At 54.9% G+C, this 17,599-nt stretch carries 7 protein-coding genes; 5 read left to right on the top strand and 2 right to left on the bottom strand.

Translation table 11 applies throughout. The annotated features are described in order from the left end of the window. Positions 1-29: 29 nt before the first annotated feature. The 5 genes from pglX (at position 30) to HUTA_RS09390 (ending at position 12,068) form a co-directional block, all read left to right on the top strand. A complete protein-coding gene (gene pglX, locus HUTA_RS09365; protein WP_015789656.1) occupies positions 30-4,322 on the top strand; it encodes a BREX-5 system adenine-specific DNA-methyltransferase PglX in 4,293 nt (1,430 codons plus the stop codon). 102 nt (positions 4,323-4,424) lie between these two features. Further along, the gene (locus tag HUTA_RS09370; protein ID WP_015789657.1) at positions 4,425-5,300 is read left to right on the top strand and encodes a TATA-box-binding protein; all 876 of its coding nucleotides are present in this window, start codon (positions 4,425-4,427) and stop codon (positions 5,298-5,300) included. A 5-nt stretch (positions 5,301-5,305) separates the two neighbouring features. Next, on the top strand, positions 5,306-7,498 hold the full coding sequence (gene pglZ / locus HUTA_RS09375; protein ID WP_015789658.1) for a BREX-5 system phosphatase PglZ: 2,193 nt from the start codon (positions 5,306-5,308) through the stop codon (positions 7,496-7,498). A 9-nt stretch (positions 7,499-7,507) separates the two neighbouring features. Next, entirely contained in the window at positions 7,508-9,043 is a 1,536-nt protein-coding gene (locus HUTA_RS15135; RefSeq protein ID WP_015789659.1) for a hypothetical protein, read from the top strand. 109 nt (positions 9,044-9,152) lie between these two features. Next, a complete protein-coding gene (locus HUTA_RS09390) occupies positions 9,153-12,068 on the top strand; it encodes a helicase-related protein (protein ID WP_015789660.1) in 2,916 nt (971 codons plus the stop codon). A gap of 20 nt (positions 12,069-12,088) precedes the next feature. Here the strand turns inward: HUTA_RS09390 and HUTA_RS09395 are convergent, their stop codons facing one another. Both HUTA_RS09395 and HUTA_RS09400 read right to left on the bottom strand, forming a co-directional pair. Then, positions 12,089-14,968 carry a UvrD-helicase domain-containing protein gene (locus tag HUTA_RS09395; RefSeq protein ID WP_015789661.1) on the bottom strand — a complete coding sequence of 960 codons (2,880 nt, stop codon included), beginning with the start codon at positions 14,966-14,968 and terminating at the stop codon, positions 12,089-12,091. Further along, complete coding sequence (locus tag HUTA_RS09400) at positions 14,961-17,546, bottom strand: PD-(D/E)XK nuclease family protein (protein WP_015789662.1); 2,586 nt, start codon at positions 17,544-17,546, stop codon at positions 14,961-14,963. The genes HUTA_RS09395 and HUTA_RS09400 overlap by 8 nt, the downstream gene beginning before the upstream one ends. Between the last annotated feature and the right edge of the window lie 53 nt (positions 17,547-17,599).

The following is a 17,599-nucleotide window of genomic DNA, read 5'->3' on the forward strand; positions in this document are numbered from 1 at the left end:
CACAGCGAAAGTCGTGTGGCATCTATTCGATGGACAACATTCAAGACACTTCCGCGGGTCTGAACCAAACATCGGCTGACTCTCATATGGAAGGGGATTCTACGACTCCACGAAAGGCCCAACTCGACAAGGAGGAACGCGAACATCTCGAAGATGTCGTCACCGAGATGCGCGAACGCGTTGAGGCGAACGTTCGCTACCAGCTCGAAGAGTACGATCTTGAAGAGCGTCCCAACAAAGATACGTCCCTGAGCGACGAGGAAGAAGGTCTCGTTGAGGCCATCAAACTCGAAGCCGTCGACGGAAACGACTGGGATGACGGCTACGAGCAGTATATCACGGGCGTCGGTTATACCATCGTCAATCGACTCGCTGCCCTTCGCTGTATGGAGGTTCGTGACTTCATCGACGACGAGGTGACGCGATTCCGTGAGGATGGACTCACGCCGGCGGCCGACCGATTAGTCACCGAGGAGTTCATGCTCGAAGAGGAGGCCGTCCTCGAAGCCTATCGAAATGCATGCGACGATCTCGCCGAGGAAATCGAAATTCTCTTCGACCGCTCTACTGCCTATAGTCTGATTGACCCCGATGATGACACTTTTGAAGATCTCTGTGTGATGCTTGACGAGGTTCCCAACGAAGTATGGCGGGCCGATGATGTTCTTGGATGGATTTATGAATACTACAACGTCAAACTCCTTGATGATCTTCGACGAAAGGGAGAACGTCAAGGTCTAGAGCCGGAAGATGTTCCACCCGCTAACCAGTTTTACACCCCACATTGGGTTGTTAGAATGCTCACTGACAATTCACTGGGCAAACTATATTTAGAAGATACAGGGGAACTGCAGAATGTCGTTGATTCTCAGGAATCAATCACTCCTCAAGAGCGCAAAAACCGTCCCCTGTCACCTGAGAAATCAGCAGAGTTAGCTGATTTTTGCACCTATATTGTACCGTCTGAAGAAGGAGGTAAACCCCCTGAATTTGGCGAGCCTGCAGACATTCGCGTAATAGATCCAGCTTGCGGTAGTGGCCACTTTTTGTTATATGCCTTTGATATTCTGGAACGTATTTGGAGGAAGGAAACGAAAGTCGATCATAAAGATATACCTCGTAAGATTTTGAAACATAATCTCTATGGCGTTGACCTTGATATGCGAGCCTGCCAACTCGCTGCCTTCAATCTCTATCTGAAAGGGAGGACACGTACTGAAGCAGAAGGTGGCAGTGACTTTGAAATGCCCAAAGTGAGTATTGTTTGTGCAGATGCGAAGATCGCCGACATAGAGGGGATCGAAGATGTATTTGATGAGGTTATTTCCAATAGTTCGAGTATCAAATCAGCTCTAAGTGAAGACGATGTCGAAGAAGCCTTAAATAATATTGTAAGATCTTTTGAAGACATTCACGGCCTTGGTAGCCTCCTCGATGTTCGAGGAACCCTTGGAGAAATGTTTAGTGACGATAGTGAGGGGCTTCAATTAACTTTCGAGGATGATTTTACAGCTGATTATACTTTAAGCGGTTTTCTACATACACTACAGGAAGCTATTGCAGAACATGATAACAACGAATCGTTCCTTGCACAGGATTTGAGAAGCTTCATTCGGTTAATCGATATACTCGCTCAGGAATATGATGTTGCTCTGATGAATCCCCCCTATGGGTCGCGAAAACGGATGCCCGATGAAGTAACTGAATATGTTGAAGAACATTACAGGTACAACCCCGAATATTATATAAATTTCTTCGAAGTCTGTGATAACATAACAAAAGAAAACGGCCGTATCGGTATGCTTATCCCCCGGTCGTTTATGTTCAAAAAATGGTTTAAACAATTCCGAGAAGACTTTGTTGGTGGAGAGGGGGTTTTTGATTTCCTTGCTGAATTTGGGTTAGGAATTCTTGATAATGCTACTGTCCGTACAGCTGCTACTGTTGTTAGGTCAGGAGTTGAAGGGGATGATACTGGATCATTTATTCGGCTGTATGATGTTGAAAGCGAAAGCAAAGAAGAAGCTTTCTTGGATACAATCTCAAAGTCAGATGATATCAAAAGAAAAAGGTTATATAATGTTCAGCTATCTGAATTTTCGATCGTGCCCGAAACTCCCCTGAGTTATTCTATACCTTCGGAAATCCGGTATCTACACGACACTGATTTGAAAATAGATGCTGAGGTAGCAGAGATCGATGGAAACAGTATCTCTACGATTGCAACAGGCCTCCAGACGGGTAACAACGACCGGTTCCTACGAAAACACTGGGAATCAATCTCTGACGATTTCCGCCCATATGCGAAGGGAGGTGCAGACGCTTGGATTATTCCACCAGCCATCCATACGGTGAACTTCAATGGAGGAGGAAGGGAGATCCGCGCTGCTGGACGTGCCCGATTCCAGAATAGTCAGTTCTATGGCAAAGAAGGGCTAAGCTGGACATACATTAAGGATACAGGGAGGAGATTTGGCTATCTGCCAGAAGGTTATGTATTCGATGTTGCCGGATCAATGGTATTCCCCGAGGAGGATTACTCTCCTTGGAGGTTGATGTCTGTTCTAAATAGTGACCTATATCACTGTCTCTTCCTTTCATTGACTCCAGAAAGACAGTGGAACCAAGGTGATGTTGGCCGAATTCCTTGGATCAGCGACCTAGATGATGAAGAGGAGCTAATAGATATTTCCAAGGAGCAGTATCAGCTAATGATTTCCCAGCGAGTATATGATCCTACTAGTCCTTTCTATATCGGCCCGGCCCTATTACCAGATCAATCAAATGTCGAATTCTTCTATAACCATCCTGTTTTAGATAAAATCGAAGAAATTTCAAAGACCGATTTTAGTGGGTCGAATCCGGCAGTATCGGTTACTGAAGCAGTTCAAAAAGCGCAACAACGGAAAAGTCGAAAGAGTAGTCAGCTTGAACAACTTGCTACCCAAGTAGACGAAATAATCTATGATGAGCTGGAGATACAGGATAAGGTGAGGCAGAAAATCATCTCTGAAATAGCTCTTCGCACAGGAGAGGATCCAGAAAATCGTGAAATCTCTTCAGCTCTGGTGGAATCCGTTGGAGATACTCAACATCAAATAAAGCTTCTACTTCATCATTTTGCAGTTGAATCTATCCAACAGAAAAGCGATGGGATTGTGCCAATTTCTTCTGAAAGAGGTCATCCGAATATCTTTGATGCAGTTAAAGAAAGAATCGAAAACGCATATGAAGGACACGCTGAAGATCGATTAGCGGAAATTGACGACTTACTTGGGAGCAGATCAGCAGACGAGGAGGCATATCCGAACATTCGCCACTGGGTCAGTAATGACCTATTTGAGTTCCATACCGACACGATGGAAAATACACCGATCATCTGGAAAATGACCACTTCTGGTCTGACGTCAGATAGAGAAGAAGATGGATTCGCCTGCTTTATTGATTATAAGCAACTTGATGCAGCCCTATTTGATCGTCTAAGCAATCAGTATCTTGAACCACGAAAAGCAGAACTCAGGGAACAACGTTCTGCTGCAAATCAACGTCAAAATAATGAATCACTTTCCAGTACTGAGCGAGCAGAAGCTACTGAAGAGTTCGAGTTTTGTACGAATGCTCTTGAGCAGATAGCAGTATTTGAAGAAGTGATTCAAGAACTTGCGATGGCCAATACTCGAGACTGGGATCAAAGCAAACAAAATATAGCCTCTAATTTAGAGTCTAAAGTAAAGGATTTCCGTGAAAAGACCGAAAAGCGTCTCCGTCTTCTTGAAAAGTTGGCCCAGAAAGATGACGTAAGCCTAGCTGATATATTTACGAAAACATTCTATCCTACTGCACAGCAGGAGAGAGAAGAGTGGACAGGATCACTAAAGGAACTCGAAGAAGCCTGTAGGGCCTACAGCAGGGACGCGTCAGAGCCTGTTGAAGCACACTATTATGATTATCTCTCATATTTTGATGAGGTAATTGGGTCAACCCACTTTGCAAGCAACGGTATTTTATTTATGACATATTACTTCGAAGATGGCACTAAATATCTGGAAGATGGGACACCGAAAGAGGATTTATCCGAAGAAGGCCAGATCCTTGCGGAACTAGCAGTTGGCCTTGAAGACTATATCAATCTTGCAGAAGAAATTAATGAGGATTGCGAACGGCTTACGAAGTCAATCCCTTCGAATTGGGAAGATCGAGCATTATCTGAGATCTTGACACAGGGTTATCAACCCAAATATAAGCATGGTGTAGAAATAAATATAATACCTCTGTCAGACAAAAATATTGTACCGGATATTGTTGAGGACAAGGTGATTTGAGATGACTATAATCGGGTATCAAAATATCTATCACAATCCTGAACTTATGGACTTACAAAAGATGCTATCCGACTTTTTCCCAACAGACGATCAAGGTATCCCATGACCCAAGGAGAGATCTGTCAGCTTTTGTCAGAACTGAGTGGGAGCGCAACTCAGGAAAAAATAGCTGAGCTAGCCCAAGAAAAATATCCTGATCGCACACTCGCTGCTTATGTTGGGGAATTTCTACACATAATGAAAGAAAAGGGGCTAGTGGAGATCGTCAACGGGTATTGGAAGATTACTGATATGGATTCAGTACCGAAAATTGAACACCGAATCGACGAACTTGATGCCGTTATTAGTGAAGAGACTCTAAGAAATGACTGCGGGATTACTATTTCAAACCTTGTTGGTTCACTTCGATTAGAGAGGGAGCTAGATTTAGGGGCCCTCAATTCAGATCTGGAAAATACAGACTATCATCCGGAGACATATCCAAGTATGATCTATCGTCCCGATATAGATAGCAGTATGAGCGTACTAACTCCTTCGAGTGGGCGATTAGCTATTGTGGGGGCTAAAAACAAAGAAGAGTTATTAAAAGGGGTCGATGATTTTCTCGGAAAATTAGCTATGCTTGGTATTGATGTCGATAAAAATACAAATGATTTACTCGTTCAGAATATTGTCGGTGACTTTGATATAGGACGAGAAATAGATCTTTCAGCCCTGTCTATTGCACTTGGCCTTGAGAATATTGAGTATGAGCCTGAACAGTTTCCGGGAATCATATATCGAGGGGGTGGAAATTCCACGGTTCTTCTCTTTAACTCCGGGAAATGCGTTATCACTGGCTCAAAATCTTATTTGGAGCTTGTTCAGGCCAGAGATGATATAATTAGGATCCTCTCAAAACATGGCCTTGAAACGGATCTTGAAGAGTACAACGTAATCTCTTCGGAGGAGAATGGTTCCGATAGTAGTAAAGAATAACATCGATGCAAGCTACCCAAACTCTCCCTGACGCTGCAAAAGACACAATCCGCCGCAAATTCGACCGCGCAGAGTCGAACGACCCGATCGTTCTCTGGTGGGACGACGGTAACTACCTCGAAGACATCCTCCAGCAGGCCTGTGCCGAACTCGGCGTCCCGCTGAAGACTGCCGAAAAAACACCGCTGGAACTCCGTGCTGACCCAGTCGACGGTGAGCAGGTCTGGTACGTTCCACACGTCAAAGAGCCAGCCGACAGAGAAGGTGACTACGACTGGTTTCGGGACGTCCAGCACACGGGGAGCGAGGTGGAGATGAGCATCGAGGATCTCACCGTCCACGTCTTCGGGAGCGAACAGCTCCAAGCGTGGGAACTGAAGAACGCCACCCAATCCGACAACCCTCAGCAGCGCCGGGAGATCGCGCGAATCCTCCACGACCAACTCACCGGCGGCCAGCTCCCGACGCTCGAACAACTCCGTACCCAGATCGTCACCGGGGGCTATACCGATCCGGTGGCGTTCGTGCTGGAGAACGGCTGGGCAGATATCGACGACGATCCCCAGACCGTCGACCAGATGAAGGACTTGCTGACCAGCGAGGGCGTCGACGCGGTCGCCGACGAGAGCGAGCCTACGACCATCGAAACCCAGACGCGTCGGTGGGCGGTCGCGGAGTGGTTGATTCACGCTGGCGCCGACGCCGACCGCTTCCCCAGCAAGTTCCGGGCCGAAACCGCCGGCGCTCACGACCTGCCGGAACTCAAGTCACTGCTGAACAACACGACCTCGCCCGATCTGATCGCCGACCGCTACCTCGGGGAGGCGGTGTGGCCCGACGTAGTCGATACCATCGACGATCCGTGGGAACTGTCGAGTTGTATCGTAGACGCTGCACTCGAACGCCGTCTCTGGGATGAGTGGCACGCGTCCTTCGACGTCGGTGACTACGAGGAGTGTCTCGATCGTGCCGAGGAACGGTACGAAGCCCTCCTCGGGAGCGAGGACATCCACGGGAACTACCGAGGCGCATACGGCCCGGATAGCCCGTGGACGCAAACGTGGGAGCAGGCCGCCGAGGTGGCCCGTCTCGCACATCAGCTCGACACGTGGGACGAGAACGTGAACGACGACGTCGTCTCCCTGTACGCGGACGAGGATGACGGTACGTGGCAGATCGACAACGCCATCCTTAATCTCGTCGTCTCCGGCGAACCGGAGACTGACCTTCCCGGCAACCACCCGGCGACCAAAACGCTGGACGACCTCCGCACCCAGCTCCAGTCGGAGTACGTCGACTACCTCGAAGACCTCGGCGACCTCGTCACTGAGACCATCGAGGCTGGCGCTCCATTCGTCGACGAGGATCACGCCTACCAGTTCTTCACCAAGGAATCCGACGGCCTCGAGAGCGGGCAGACGGTCGCGCTGTTCGTCATCGACGCCCTTCGACTCGACCTTGCCCGTCGCCTCGCGGACGAACTCCGCGAGTACGTGGCGACCATCCCGGCCGACGCGCCCGAGTTCGCCGTCGAAGAGAGTGTCTGGCTCGGGACACTACCCTCGGAGACCGAGTTCGGGAAGGCCGCCCTCACGCCCGGTGAAGTCCAGATGTTCGACATCTCGCTCGTCGATGGCGACCTATTGCCGCTCCGCAACAACCGTGAAGTCAACACAAACCGACGCAACTCGCTGCTGGATGGTGACGGCTGGACGGTCACGCGCGAGGAAGACGAGGGCTGGCAGTCGACGCGTGTGGCCTACTTCAAGAATGACCTCGACAATATGGGTGAGAAGGAACTCAGCGATCTCGAAGAGATGCTTGCCCAGCGTGTCGACTCTCTCGCGGAATTCATTGGCACGAAGGTCGAACAGGGCGAGTGGGATCAGGCCTACGTCCTGACCGACCACGGGTTCGTCCTCCTGCCTCACGACGTAACCCCGGGGAAAATCTCACGACCGACGGAGTCGACAGACTCCGGTCGTCGGTGGGTTGCCGGCGAGAACGTCGACGAGGACTCGCCCGGTGTGCTGCTCGACGCCAGCACTCGGTTGGGATATCTCGACGCCAACGTCAGCGCCTTCGCGAGCCCGCTCAGGCGGTTCAGCAAGCAGGGTGTCGGCGACGCCCGCTTCTACCACGGCGGTCTCCTTCCACAGGAGTTCGTACTCGACTTCATCAGCATCACGCAAGGGTGAATTCAGCTCATGACTCTGAAATCCGATGTTCACGACGATGTGAAGTCTGCTTGCAGAGACTACATATCCTCGATAAAACAAGGTGAAGACGAGATACCTACCGACACAGTCTTCAAACTGACCGGGTCTGGAGTGAGATTCAGAGAAACTACAGAAATTAACCGCCCTTCACTTGCGCTGAGGCGAAATCCGGGAGAACACTATTCTGGTGAATTTGAGTCTATTGCTGAACATATTGCTGATGAGCTCCCGTTTGAGATGGTTCCAGAAGTCGATATAGACGGGGAAGGGAATCAATTCGTCGTCAATGAGGAGTTATCGGGGAAAATAGAGGATAGTCTAAGGGGCTTCGCCGGACTTGTCTTGGATTACGCTAGCAGCTTTGATTTCGATGATGCAGCCTTTGAGGCTGCTTACGATCGCCAGTTTGAACCAGATTATGCAGATCGAGAGAAGTATGAAATTCTTGTCCCGCTACGAGGCGGTAGAGCAGGATCGGATATAACTCTCGGGACAGGGCTTCAATTCGATAGCCAATTCGATGGCCCATATAATTTTTCTAACATAGAAATAACGGATGTCTCTGATGCTGAGTGGAACGGAATAGCGACATTCGATGCTCCTTTTGATGCGCCAACCAACACTCAACTCCCGGAACCCACTCAAGACTACTCTTACTCGAATGTACTGCGAGTAACTATCAAAAGAAGGCGCAAGAACGTCCGAGAATATATTCTGAATAATCGAGGAGGGGATCCTAGTAAACTCGATGCTGAATCCGTCTCCGTACTAACGGTGGACAACCTTTCATCCAAGATTCACGATCATCTGATGAGGGAATTAGTGGATACTCTCGAAAGAACCCTTCACCACTACAAACCACGCTGTGACCCCGGGTTTGGAACGGGATATATACTGTCTCCGAGTTGGCTGGCATACCGTGGGATTGCTGTAGATATTGTTGATGAAGTAAATGTCGAGCGGGAGGCGGGGCACGGAGAAATAGTACTCGATGACGGTCAAAAAGGGTTCAGCGCGTTTTGGGACAGATATTCCTCTTACTTTACTGGTCAGGATTCTCACTACGACAAGCCCCTTGTGAGATTTGAAGAGATGTTCCATAAGCGGAGAGACGAAGATGCAATCCTTGATTGTTTGATCGCTTTAGAAGGTACGCTTCTAAGAGGGACACAAGGATCTTCCTACACATTCCGGATCGGGCTACGTGGGAGTTTCCTACTTGACGGGTCGAATCGATTATCGTGGAACCGTGAGAAAATTAGGGATTTTCTTTCGGGGCTCTATGCCGTTCGAGGAGAGATTGTACATCAAGATAGATCGCTCGCGGATGCAATTGACGAGGTCAATAACAGTGAACTCGACAATTATAGCGCCTCCGCTCTTGCTGAAGAGGCTCGTGTGGTTTTTGCCAAAATTCTACTTCGATATATCGACCATGACATCGACCACGGGTTATCGATTAATGAGGTGAATCAAGATTTGGATCAGGCCGCACTTGACGCATCTTACTCACCGGGGCCATGATACCAAACCACGGCGACGGATGTGATTTAGCACCCACCATGGGAGTAGGATCACCTATGACAAATAACATTCAAGATGTCGTGTTACATTTTAATCGAGGAATCACTCGATGACGGACACGACATTCTCTTCCGGCCAACAAGTGATTCTCAACGGCACGTCCGCGGAGGTCATCCAGACGCGGACAGTTGGTGACATCGAGTATCTTCGAGCATACATCGACGGCGAGGGCGTCAAGACGGTCTGTCTGGACGACGTCGATATCCAGCCACACCAAACCGGGCTGGAGACCCTCTCCGGGCAGCAACTCGATGATCTTCATCCGGATCACGAGGCCGTATCTGCCCAGTGGTTCGACCTCCACACGCAGGCGACGAAGCTGAAGCTCGCCCACGAGCAGGGACAGTTGCTGAGCATTTCCAACTCGCTCGTCCGGCTGGAACCCTACCAGCTGGCGTGCGTCAATTGGGTGATGCAGAAACTCCGACAGCGTGCGCTCATCGGGGACGACGTCGGTCTCGGGAAGACCATCGAGGCGGGGCTCATCCTCAAAGAATTGAGTGCCCGAAACCGGGCCGACCGCGTCCTCTTCGTCGTCCCTGCCCACCTCCAGAAGAAGTGGATCCGGGATATGGATCGCTTCTTCGACGTGGATCTCACCGTCGCTGACCGGGCGTGGGTCGAAGGCGAGCGTCGGCGTCTCGGAGAGGAGGCCAATATCTGGAATCAAGACCAGCAGCAACTCGTCACCAGTATGGCCTTCCTGCGGCAAGAGGAGTTCCGGTCGGCGCTCCGAGACGCGTTCTGGGATGTCGTCGTGGTCGACGAGGCCCACAAGGCCGCGAAGCGGGGCGACTCCCCGAGCAAGACGGCGAACATGGTCGAGACTGTTGCGGGCAACTCCGACTCACTCCTCCTCCTCAGTGCGACGCCTCACGACGGGAAGGGAGAGGCATTCCGGTCGCTCGTCGAGTACATCGACCCCTTCCTCGTCGCCGAGAACCGCGAGCTCTCGCAGGAGACAGTCGACCGTGTGATGATCCGACGCGGCAAGACGGACATCTACGACGACGACGGCGAGCGCATCTTCCCCGACCGGGAGGTCAACTCTGTCTCCGTCTCGATGACCCACGACGAACGGCAGTTCTACCGCGCCGTCACGGACTACGTCAAGAACGTCTACAATCGCTCTGAGAAGCTGAACGAGCCCGCGGTCGGGTTCGCGATGGCGCTCATGCAGAAGCGGCTGGTCAGCAGCGTCGGCGCGATTCACGCCACGCTCCGCCGGCGGCTGAACGATTTGCTCGATGAACAGACGGCGACGGACGAACTCTCCGAGGAGGCCGAGGCCTACCTCGACGGCGAGGATCTGGACGAGGACGACAAGCAGCGAGCGGAAGACGAGATTGCCGGGCTGACCGTCGCCAGCAACGATGAACAACTCCAAGAGGAGATCGACACGCTCCGCGATCTCGTCTCACTCGCCGAAGACCTGCCCGTCGACTCGAAGGCCCAGAAGGTACGGCGGTTCATCAGCCAACTCCTCGAAGAGCAACCAGACGAGAAGCTCCTGCTGTTCACCGAGTACCGGGATACGCTCGACTACCTCCTCGACTTCGTACAGGACGAGCCGTGGGCCGAAGAGATTCTGGTCATCCACGGTGACGTCGACAAAGAGGAGCGGGCCCGCATCGAAGACGAGTTCAATCACGGCCAGTCGCGACTGCTGTTCGCGACCGACGCGGCGAGCGAGGGGATCGACCTCCAGCATAGCTGCCACATTATGGCGAACTACGAGTTGCCGTGGAATCCCAACCGGCTCGAACAGCGCATCGGCCGGATCCACCGCTACGGGCAGGACAGGGAGGTCAAGGTCTGGAACTTCCTCTTTGATGACACTCGTGAGAGTGAAATCTTCGAGATGCTCCAGACCAAAGTCGAAGAGATTCGCTCGAAGCTCGGCAACACGGCGGACGTGCTCGGAATCCTCGACGACATCGACGTGGACTCGCTCATTATGGAGTCCATCCAGAACGACGAGCCGCCGAGCGCAACCAAGGAGGAACTCGAGGACCTGATCGAGGAGCGCCAGCGCACGCTCGAAGAGTGGTACGAACGGAGTCTCGTCGACACCAGCACGTTCGACGCGGAGAGCCGCCGGCAGATACAGGAGGTCGTCGACGAGTCCGAAGACGTCTACGGGAGTGCCGGTGACATTCGGGAGTTCTTCGAGCAGGCAGTCGAGGCCTTCGGCGGCGAGTTCGAGAAGCGCGGCACCAATCTCTATCAGGCCGAATTACCCGAGGACATCCGACCCCCGGATGAGGATGCGACCTTCGGCCCGTTCACGTTCGACCGCGAATTTGCGATGGAGCACGAGGAAATCACGTTCGTAGCGCCCGACACGGACGTCCTCCAGCGACTCATGGCACGCGTGCTGGAGTTCGATCGGGGAGATGTCGGCCTCAAACTCCTCCCGTTCGTCGACACGCCGGGAGTTACCTACAATTATCGCGTAGCGTTCGAGGATGGCACCGGAGAGGCAATCCGGGAGGAGACAATCCCCGTCTTCGTCGACGCGGAGCAACGGGATGCCCAACAAGGGCTCGGTGAGCGCGTCGTCGAGGGCGAGACGGTGTCTGCGAAACCAGGGGTGGATGACATCCGGACAGTAGTGGACGCCGAAGACGAACTTCGTGAAGCCGCCGACCGCTATGTGAGTGCTCGGGTGAACGAGATCAAGTCCGACCTCAGTTCCAAACGCCACGAAGAGACTGCCCGGGAACTCGAAAACCTCAACGAGTACGCACAGTCCGAACGCGAGCGCATCGAGTCCTTTATCGAGGAGTACGAACGCAAGTCCGAGGCCGGCTCGGATATGGACATCGCGATCCGGGGCCAGCGTGAGCGTCTCGAAAAACTCGAAGAGCGAATCGAGACGCGTCGCCAAGAGCTGAAACGTCGGGAGCAGGTCATCTCGCTGGCGCCCGAGGTCGAGAACTACTGTTTGACACTACCACTCTGACAACTAAATCATAGACGCACCTATCGAATAGTAGGATTCTCTCCCTGATCGCTCCTATTTGATTCTCGTTCGATTTTAACCAGATCCGAGAGAGATTCCATCGAGAGTGGATCGATGGCTACGACAGTACCTTTACCAGAATAAAAGAGACTCGGTTCAATCTCTCGATCGGGATACAGCTGTCGGACGACATGATAGTAGACGCTTAGCTGTTTGCGATACTCGGTTTCGGCGTCCCGGGTACGGTCGGTCTTGTAGTCGACGATCTCGACACGATCGCCAGTCACGTGAAGCAAGTCGATCACGCCGGAGATAGTCACTTCCTGCTCGCCGACCGACACCGGCAGGTACGCGTCCTCTTCGACGTGCAGCTCTCCCTCCAGCTCATCGATGAAGTCTCGAACTCGCCGTTCGTCATCACTCGCAGGCTCGACAGCCTCGCCGTCGGCATACTGTTCGGCGAACTCGTGAACTCGATTCCCGAACTCGATCCCACGACCGTCGTCGCGATCCTCGAACACGCGATCGTCCATCAGTGCGTGTGGTGACTGGCCAGCCGGCACGTCGGGCTCCGGGATCGACACCTGCAATCGCGTCTGTTCGGTCCGATCGATCCTGGACTCTTCAAGGTCCGGCTCGACGGATTCGGGTTCCAGCGGCAAATTCTCGAACAGCGGACTCGGCTCCGCGCCCGCCGAAAAGAGCAGGTGATCCTGCGCTCGCGTCATCGCGACGTAGAGCAGACGGCGCTCCTCGTCGTAGTCACGACCCAGACACGCCGACAGCACGCGATACCGCCAGTTGTCGTAGAGGTGGGGCTGACCGTGGGCTGTCGAAGACAGTTTCGTCTGGCGCAGGCCGATCGGATCCTCGAAGCGAATCCGATCGTCGCCGCCGCCCGCTGGCGGGAAACTGTACCGGTTGATATTCGCGACGATCACGATCGGGTGTTCCAGCCCCTTGGCCGCGTGGATCGTCTGGACGGTGATCGAGTCCCCGCCCGGGTTGTCGTCGATCTCGTGGGTCGCCTCAGCGTCCAGACTCCGCTCGATGAAGCGGATCATCCCGCCGAGATTCCGCGTCGTCCCGTCCGAGACATCCTGCAGGAGGGCGACGAGCGAACTCGCGTAGGCGTCCTCAAATCCGTAGCGCTCGAAGACCTGCCGGGCGATCGCACCGATCGACTCCATCGCCGCGAGTCGGTCGCGAAACGCGTCCATCGCGTCGGGATACGTGTGCTCGTCGAGAATCTGCTCGACCTCTGCGAGCGTGTAGCCCGCCCGTTCGAGGACGACCGCCCAGCCACGTCGCGAGTCCTCGTCGGCGAGAATCCGGAGCCATGCAAGCAGCAGGATCGCCTGATCGGTCTCGAAGAGCTTCACGCCGCCCTCGTAGGCGACCGGGACGCCGAACTCGTCGGCCGTGGTCTGTAACTCCCGCCCGAAGCGTCGCGTTCGGGTGAGGACCGCGATGTCGTCGTAGCGTGGCGTGCGAAGGTCGCCGTTCTCGTCAACCGCGTAGTCGTCGTTGCCGACGATCGTCTCGATCCGATCGAGGATCGCCTCGTGTTCGCTCGCACTCGTGAACGCCGCGATCGTCGAGTGGTCCCGATCGGTCGCCGCCTCGAGGCCGTCGATATCCTCGACGGTTCGGTCGACCGACTCGCTACCCGTCGCGGGCACCGTCAGGGCGTGCCGCGAGAGGTCCAGAATCGACTGCGTCGAGCGGTAGTTCCGCCGCAATGGGATCGTGGTTACCTCCTCGATGGGGAAGGCGACGCGTTCGTGCTCGCCGTTGAGTTCGCGTTTGTACGCCCGGAGTCGTCGTTCGAACGAGCGAATGTTCTCGACGGCGGCGTACTGAAACCCGTAGATCGACTGTTTCCAGTCGCCAACGACACAGAGGTTGTCGGTCCCGGCGAGCAAGAGTGTGAGCTTGAACTGGATCTCGCTGGTGTCCTGGAACTCGTCGACCATCACCTGCTCGAAGGCGATCGACTCCCGGAGCGCGTGATCCTCACACAATTGGACGAAAGCGAATAGCTGGAGGAAGCTGAAGTTGAGGTAGTTCCGCCGGACCGCGAACTGGATATACTCGACGTACACGTCGTGGATGAACTCCGTCAGCGCCTCGCGGTCCTCCACGAACGCTTCCTCCGCCCACCGGTCGTCGATCGAGGGATAGCCCTCTCGCAACTCGTCCTCGCTGGGGGCGTCCGGGAGGAAGCAGCGATCGCGCTCGAACCCGCTCAGGGAGGTGCGAAGGTTCGACTGTGTGGCTCCGTTCGCTCCCTCGTTTGGTGCGTTCGCCTCGGCAAACAACTCCTCGAAGGCCCCGAAATCGCCGTCCAGAGCGGCCGCACCATCGCGATACCACCCGTCAACAGTGGGGAAGACGCCCTTCGCGGCGAGTTCCCTGATCAACTCGAGCAGGGCGGTCGGATCGTTGAGCACCCGGAACACGGCCTCGTGTTCGGGATGGGCGTCGACGAACTGCGAGAGGAAGGTCCGAAAGCGATCGGCCTCGATGACCTCGTTTTCGAGCAGCTGCGTCGATTGGGTGATCTGGTCGTCGATGCCGAGGTACGAGGGCGCGTCGGCCCCGTATTCGAGGAGCAGGTCGTGACAGAAGCTGTGGAACGTGCTGATCGGTGCGTCCCGGAGCGCAGACATCGAGTAGTCACACCGCGCGACGACGCGCTCTTTCATCTCGGTGGCGGCGTTGTTCGTGAACGTGACCAGCAGCACGTCGTCAGGCTCGTACCCCTCACTCAGTAGGTTCGCATACCGACGCGTGATCGCGAACGTCTTGCCCGTCCCCGCGCCGGCGTCGACGACGTGAATCCCCTCGATCGCCTCAATCAATTCGCGCTGCCGGGCGTTCGGCGTGGGCTCAGTCATCGAAACCACCGCCCTCTGTCAGCAGCAGGTCACGATGGGTCACGCGATCCAGGTTAGGATCGCCGACCGGGAACGACGACTCTCGATACTCGTTGATCAGGGCGATCTGCTCGTCGAGGAACGCCTCGAACGCCTCGACATCGTCCCGGAAATAGTTCTCGCCACGCAGGTCGAGCAAAGTTTTGAGCGCGCTCTCGATTCCCGACGTGACATACTTGTACTCGCCGACTCGGTCGCGAGCGTACCTGACGAATGCATCCGCAAACTCGGTATCGAGGAGTATCTCCTTCTCGTCGACGTCGGGAAACGTGTGCGAACCGAGGAACTGGGCATACGCGTCATATCCCAACTTTTCGAGTGTTTTCCGTCGATCGTTGCTCTCCGCGACGCCCTCACAGAGTGCGTCGAACGCCGTCTGTGAGCCGACCCACTCGTCGAACGCCACGGGATAGTAGGTCACGCGGACGAGCGCGTCCTCGACATCGGCGGTTCCAGTAATGGCATCGTCGACCAGGTCAAGGAAGTGATAGAACACGAAATCGATCGGCTCGTCGGGACGAACCCGACGGTGATGGGCGAGATAGAGCATGGCCTGAAAGTCGGGTTTGTCGTGAATCTCCTCGATCGACGAGCGATCCACGACCTGTGACGCGGATTTCGCCGACCCGCTTTTGTAATCGAGAAGTTGCGTCGGGGAGTGAATGAGATCCACCTTGCCTCTCCCGCCGAGTTCCGGATTTTCGAACCACTGCTCGGTGATCGGTGAATCGATCGGGTGATCGAAATAGTTGGCGACGAGATTCCCAAAGGGCAACACCTCGTACTCGCTGTAGTCACGCTCGACCGGTGGATTCTCGTCGATGAATCGCTCGATCAGGTCAAGCCCCACGTCGAATTCCGTTTCGAGGACGTCACGATCCACCTGATCGACGAACGGCCGGAGTTCGTCGAGAAAGAGATCGACGAGTTCAGCTCGATCCGCATCGGCGACTACGTCCGGGTGGTTGACGTAGAACTCGGCGAAGTCGTGATAGCAATTCCCTTTCCGGAAGTAGTCCCGATCGGGTTGCTCGACCACCTGATCGAAGAAGTAATCGCGCGGACAGTTGACGAACGTGGACAGACTCGACTGGCTGATCGTCTCGATCGACTCGGGCGCTGCGCTGACGGGGTCGTGCTCGAACCCGGTCGAGCCATCTCCTCGCCGATACGTGTGCGGGATCGTCTCGAAATCGTCGAACGTCTCGATGTCGTCGTCCAGAAGGTCGTGGAAGTACAGACACGGCCGGACGGGTTCGCCGGCGCTGGTCTCCTGAACGAGATAATACTGTTCGCGACCGTTCTGGAGGAGGAGCTGGAACTGCCGGAGGTGCTCACGGTCTTTCCGTTCGGTGTCGATCCACGGCCGATCGATGACCTGGTGGGTCCAGTCTGCATCCAGTCCGAGATAGAAGACGGCGGGCCGGTCGACGTAGGTCGAGGTGTTCGCGTCGGCGAGCAGGACGCCGCTGTCCTCGCGGTCGATCGGTACGTCGAACGCACTGAAGTAGAATTCGAGATCGTCGAGTCGGCCGTCCGTGACCGTCTTGTCCACCAACCCGAGCACGTCGAGTTCGTCCCGAACGACGTTCAGTGACCGGTCCGACAGCTCCTCGAACTCCCGGATCGCTTCGCCGAACGTCCACTCGGGGACGTTCGCACAGAACGCCTGCATCGGTTCGGCCGCCGCACTTTCGAGTTCACCCAGGAGTTTGTCCTCGTCGTCGACGGGGAGGTCGATTCCGAGCCCGCGAGCGATCGGTCGCACGTCCCCGACGCGGGCTCTCGAATCGGCGTGCGCTAACCTGAGTAGTTCGAGGAACGTCCGCAGTCCCTCGTCGTCCGCGAAGCCTGGCCCGCCGTGGAAGGGGATGTCCCGCGCTTCGAGTGCCGATTCTATCAACGCGGGGAAGGGTCCGCCGCGGTCCATGACGATCGCCACGTCGTCGGCGTTGTCGCTGGTCACGTTGTCCACGATCGCCTCGACGATCGCTGTCCGGGACGCGAAGCTGTGGAACGCCGGCAGGTCGAAGGCCTCGCTCGTGAGCGGGTCGATCACGTCGTACTCGGCGGGCAGGATCGACCGGTCCAGCGCGCTGAACTGGGATTCGCCGATGACGGCGACCTCACGGTCGTCGTCGATCCGGTACTCCTCAAGATCGCGATGCGCACTCTCGACGGACGCGATGACCTCGAGTACCTCCCGCGTTTTCGGTGTATCGTAGCGTTCGAACTCGAGGATCGCCTGTCGATCACCTGTCTCCTCCCAACAACCGAGGATCAACTCGACCAGATGAGCGGCCTGTTTCCAGGGCAGTGCCGTCGACTCGATCACGTCGAGAAAGAGCTGTCGTTGGTCCTGCGGTCGGAACTCGTCGGCCGCGAGCATCTGTGGCGTGGCCGCGAACCGACCAAGTCGTGGGTGGTCCAGCCGTCGATTGAGCGCAAGACTGAGCGGCGCGTCGACCGTCAACACGAGATCGTAGCCCGCCACCGCCTCGAAGAGATCGTCGATAGAACGAGCCCGTTGAACTGGCATACTCTGAGTCCTCCCTGACGTAACAAAAAAGGGGCGTCCTGTGCCACTACCAC

The organism is Halorhabdus utahensis DSM 12940 (assembly GCF_000023945.1).
GTDB lineage: Archaea > Halobacteriota > Halobacteria > Halobacteriales > Haloarculaceae > Halorhabdus > Halorhabdus utahensis.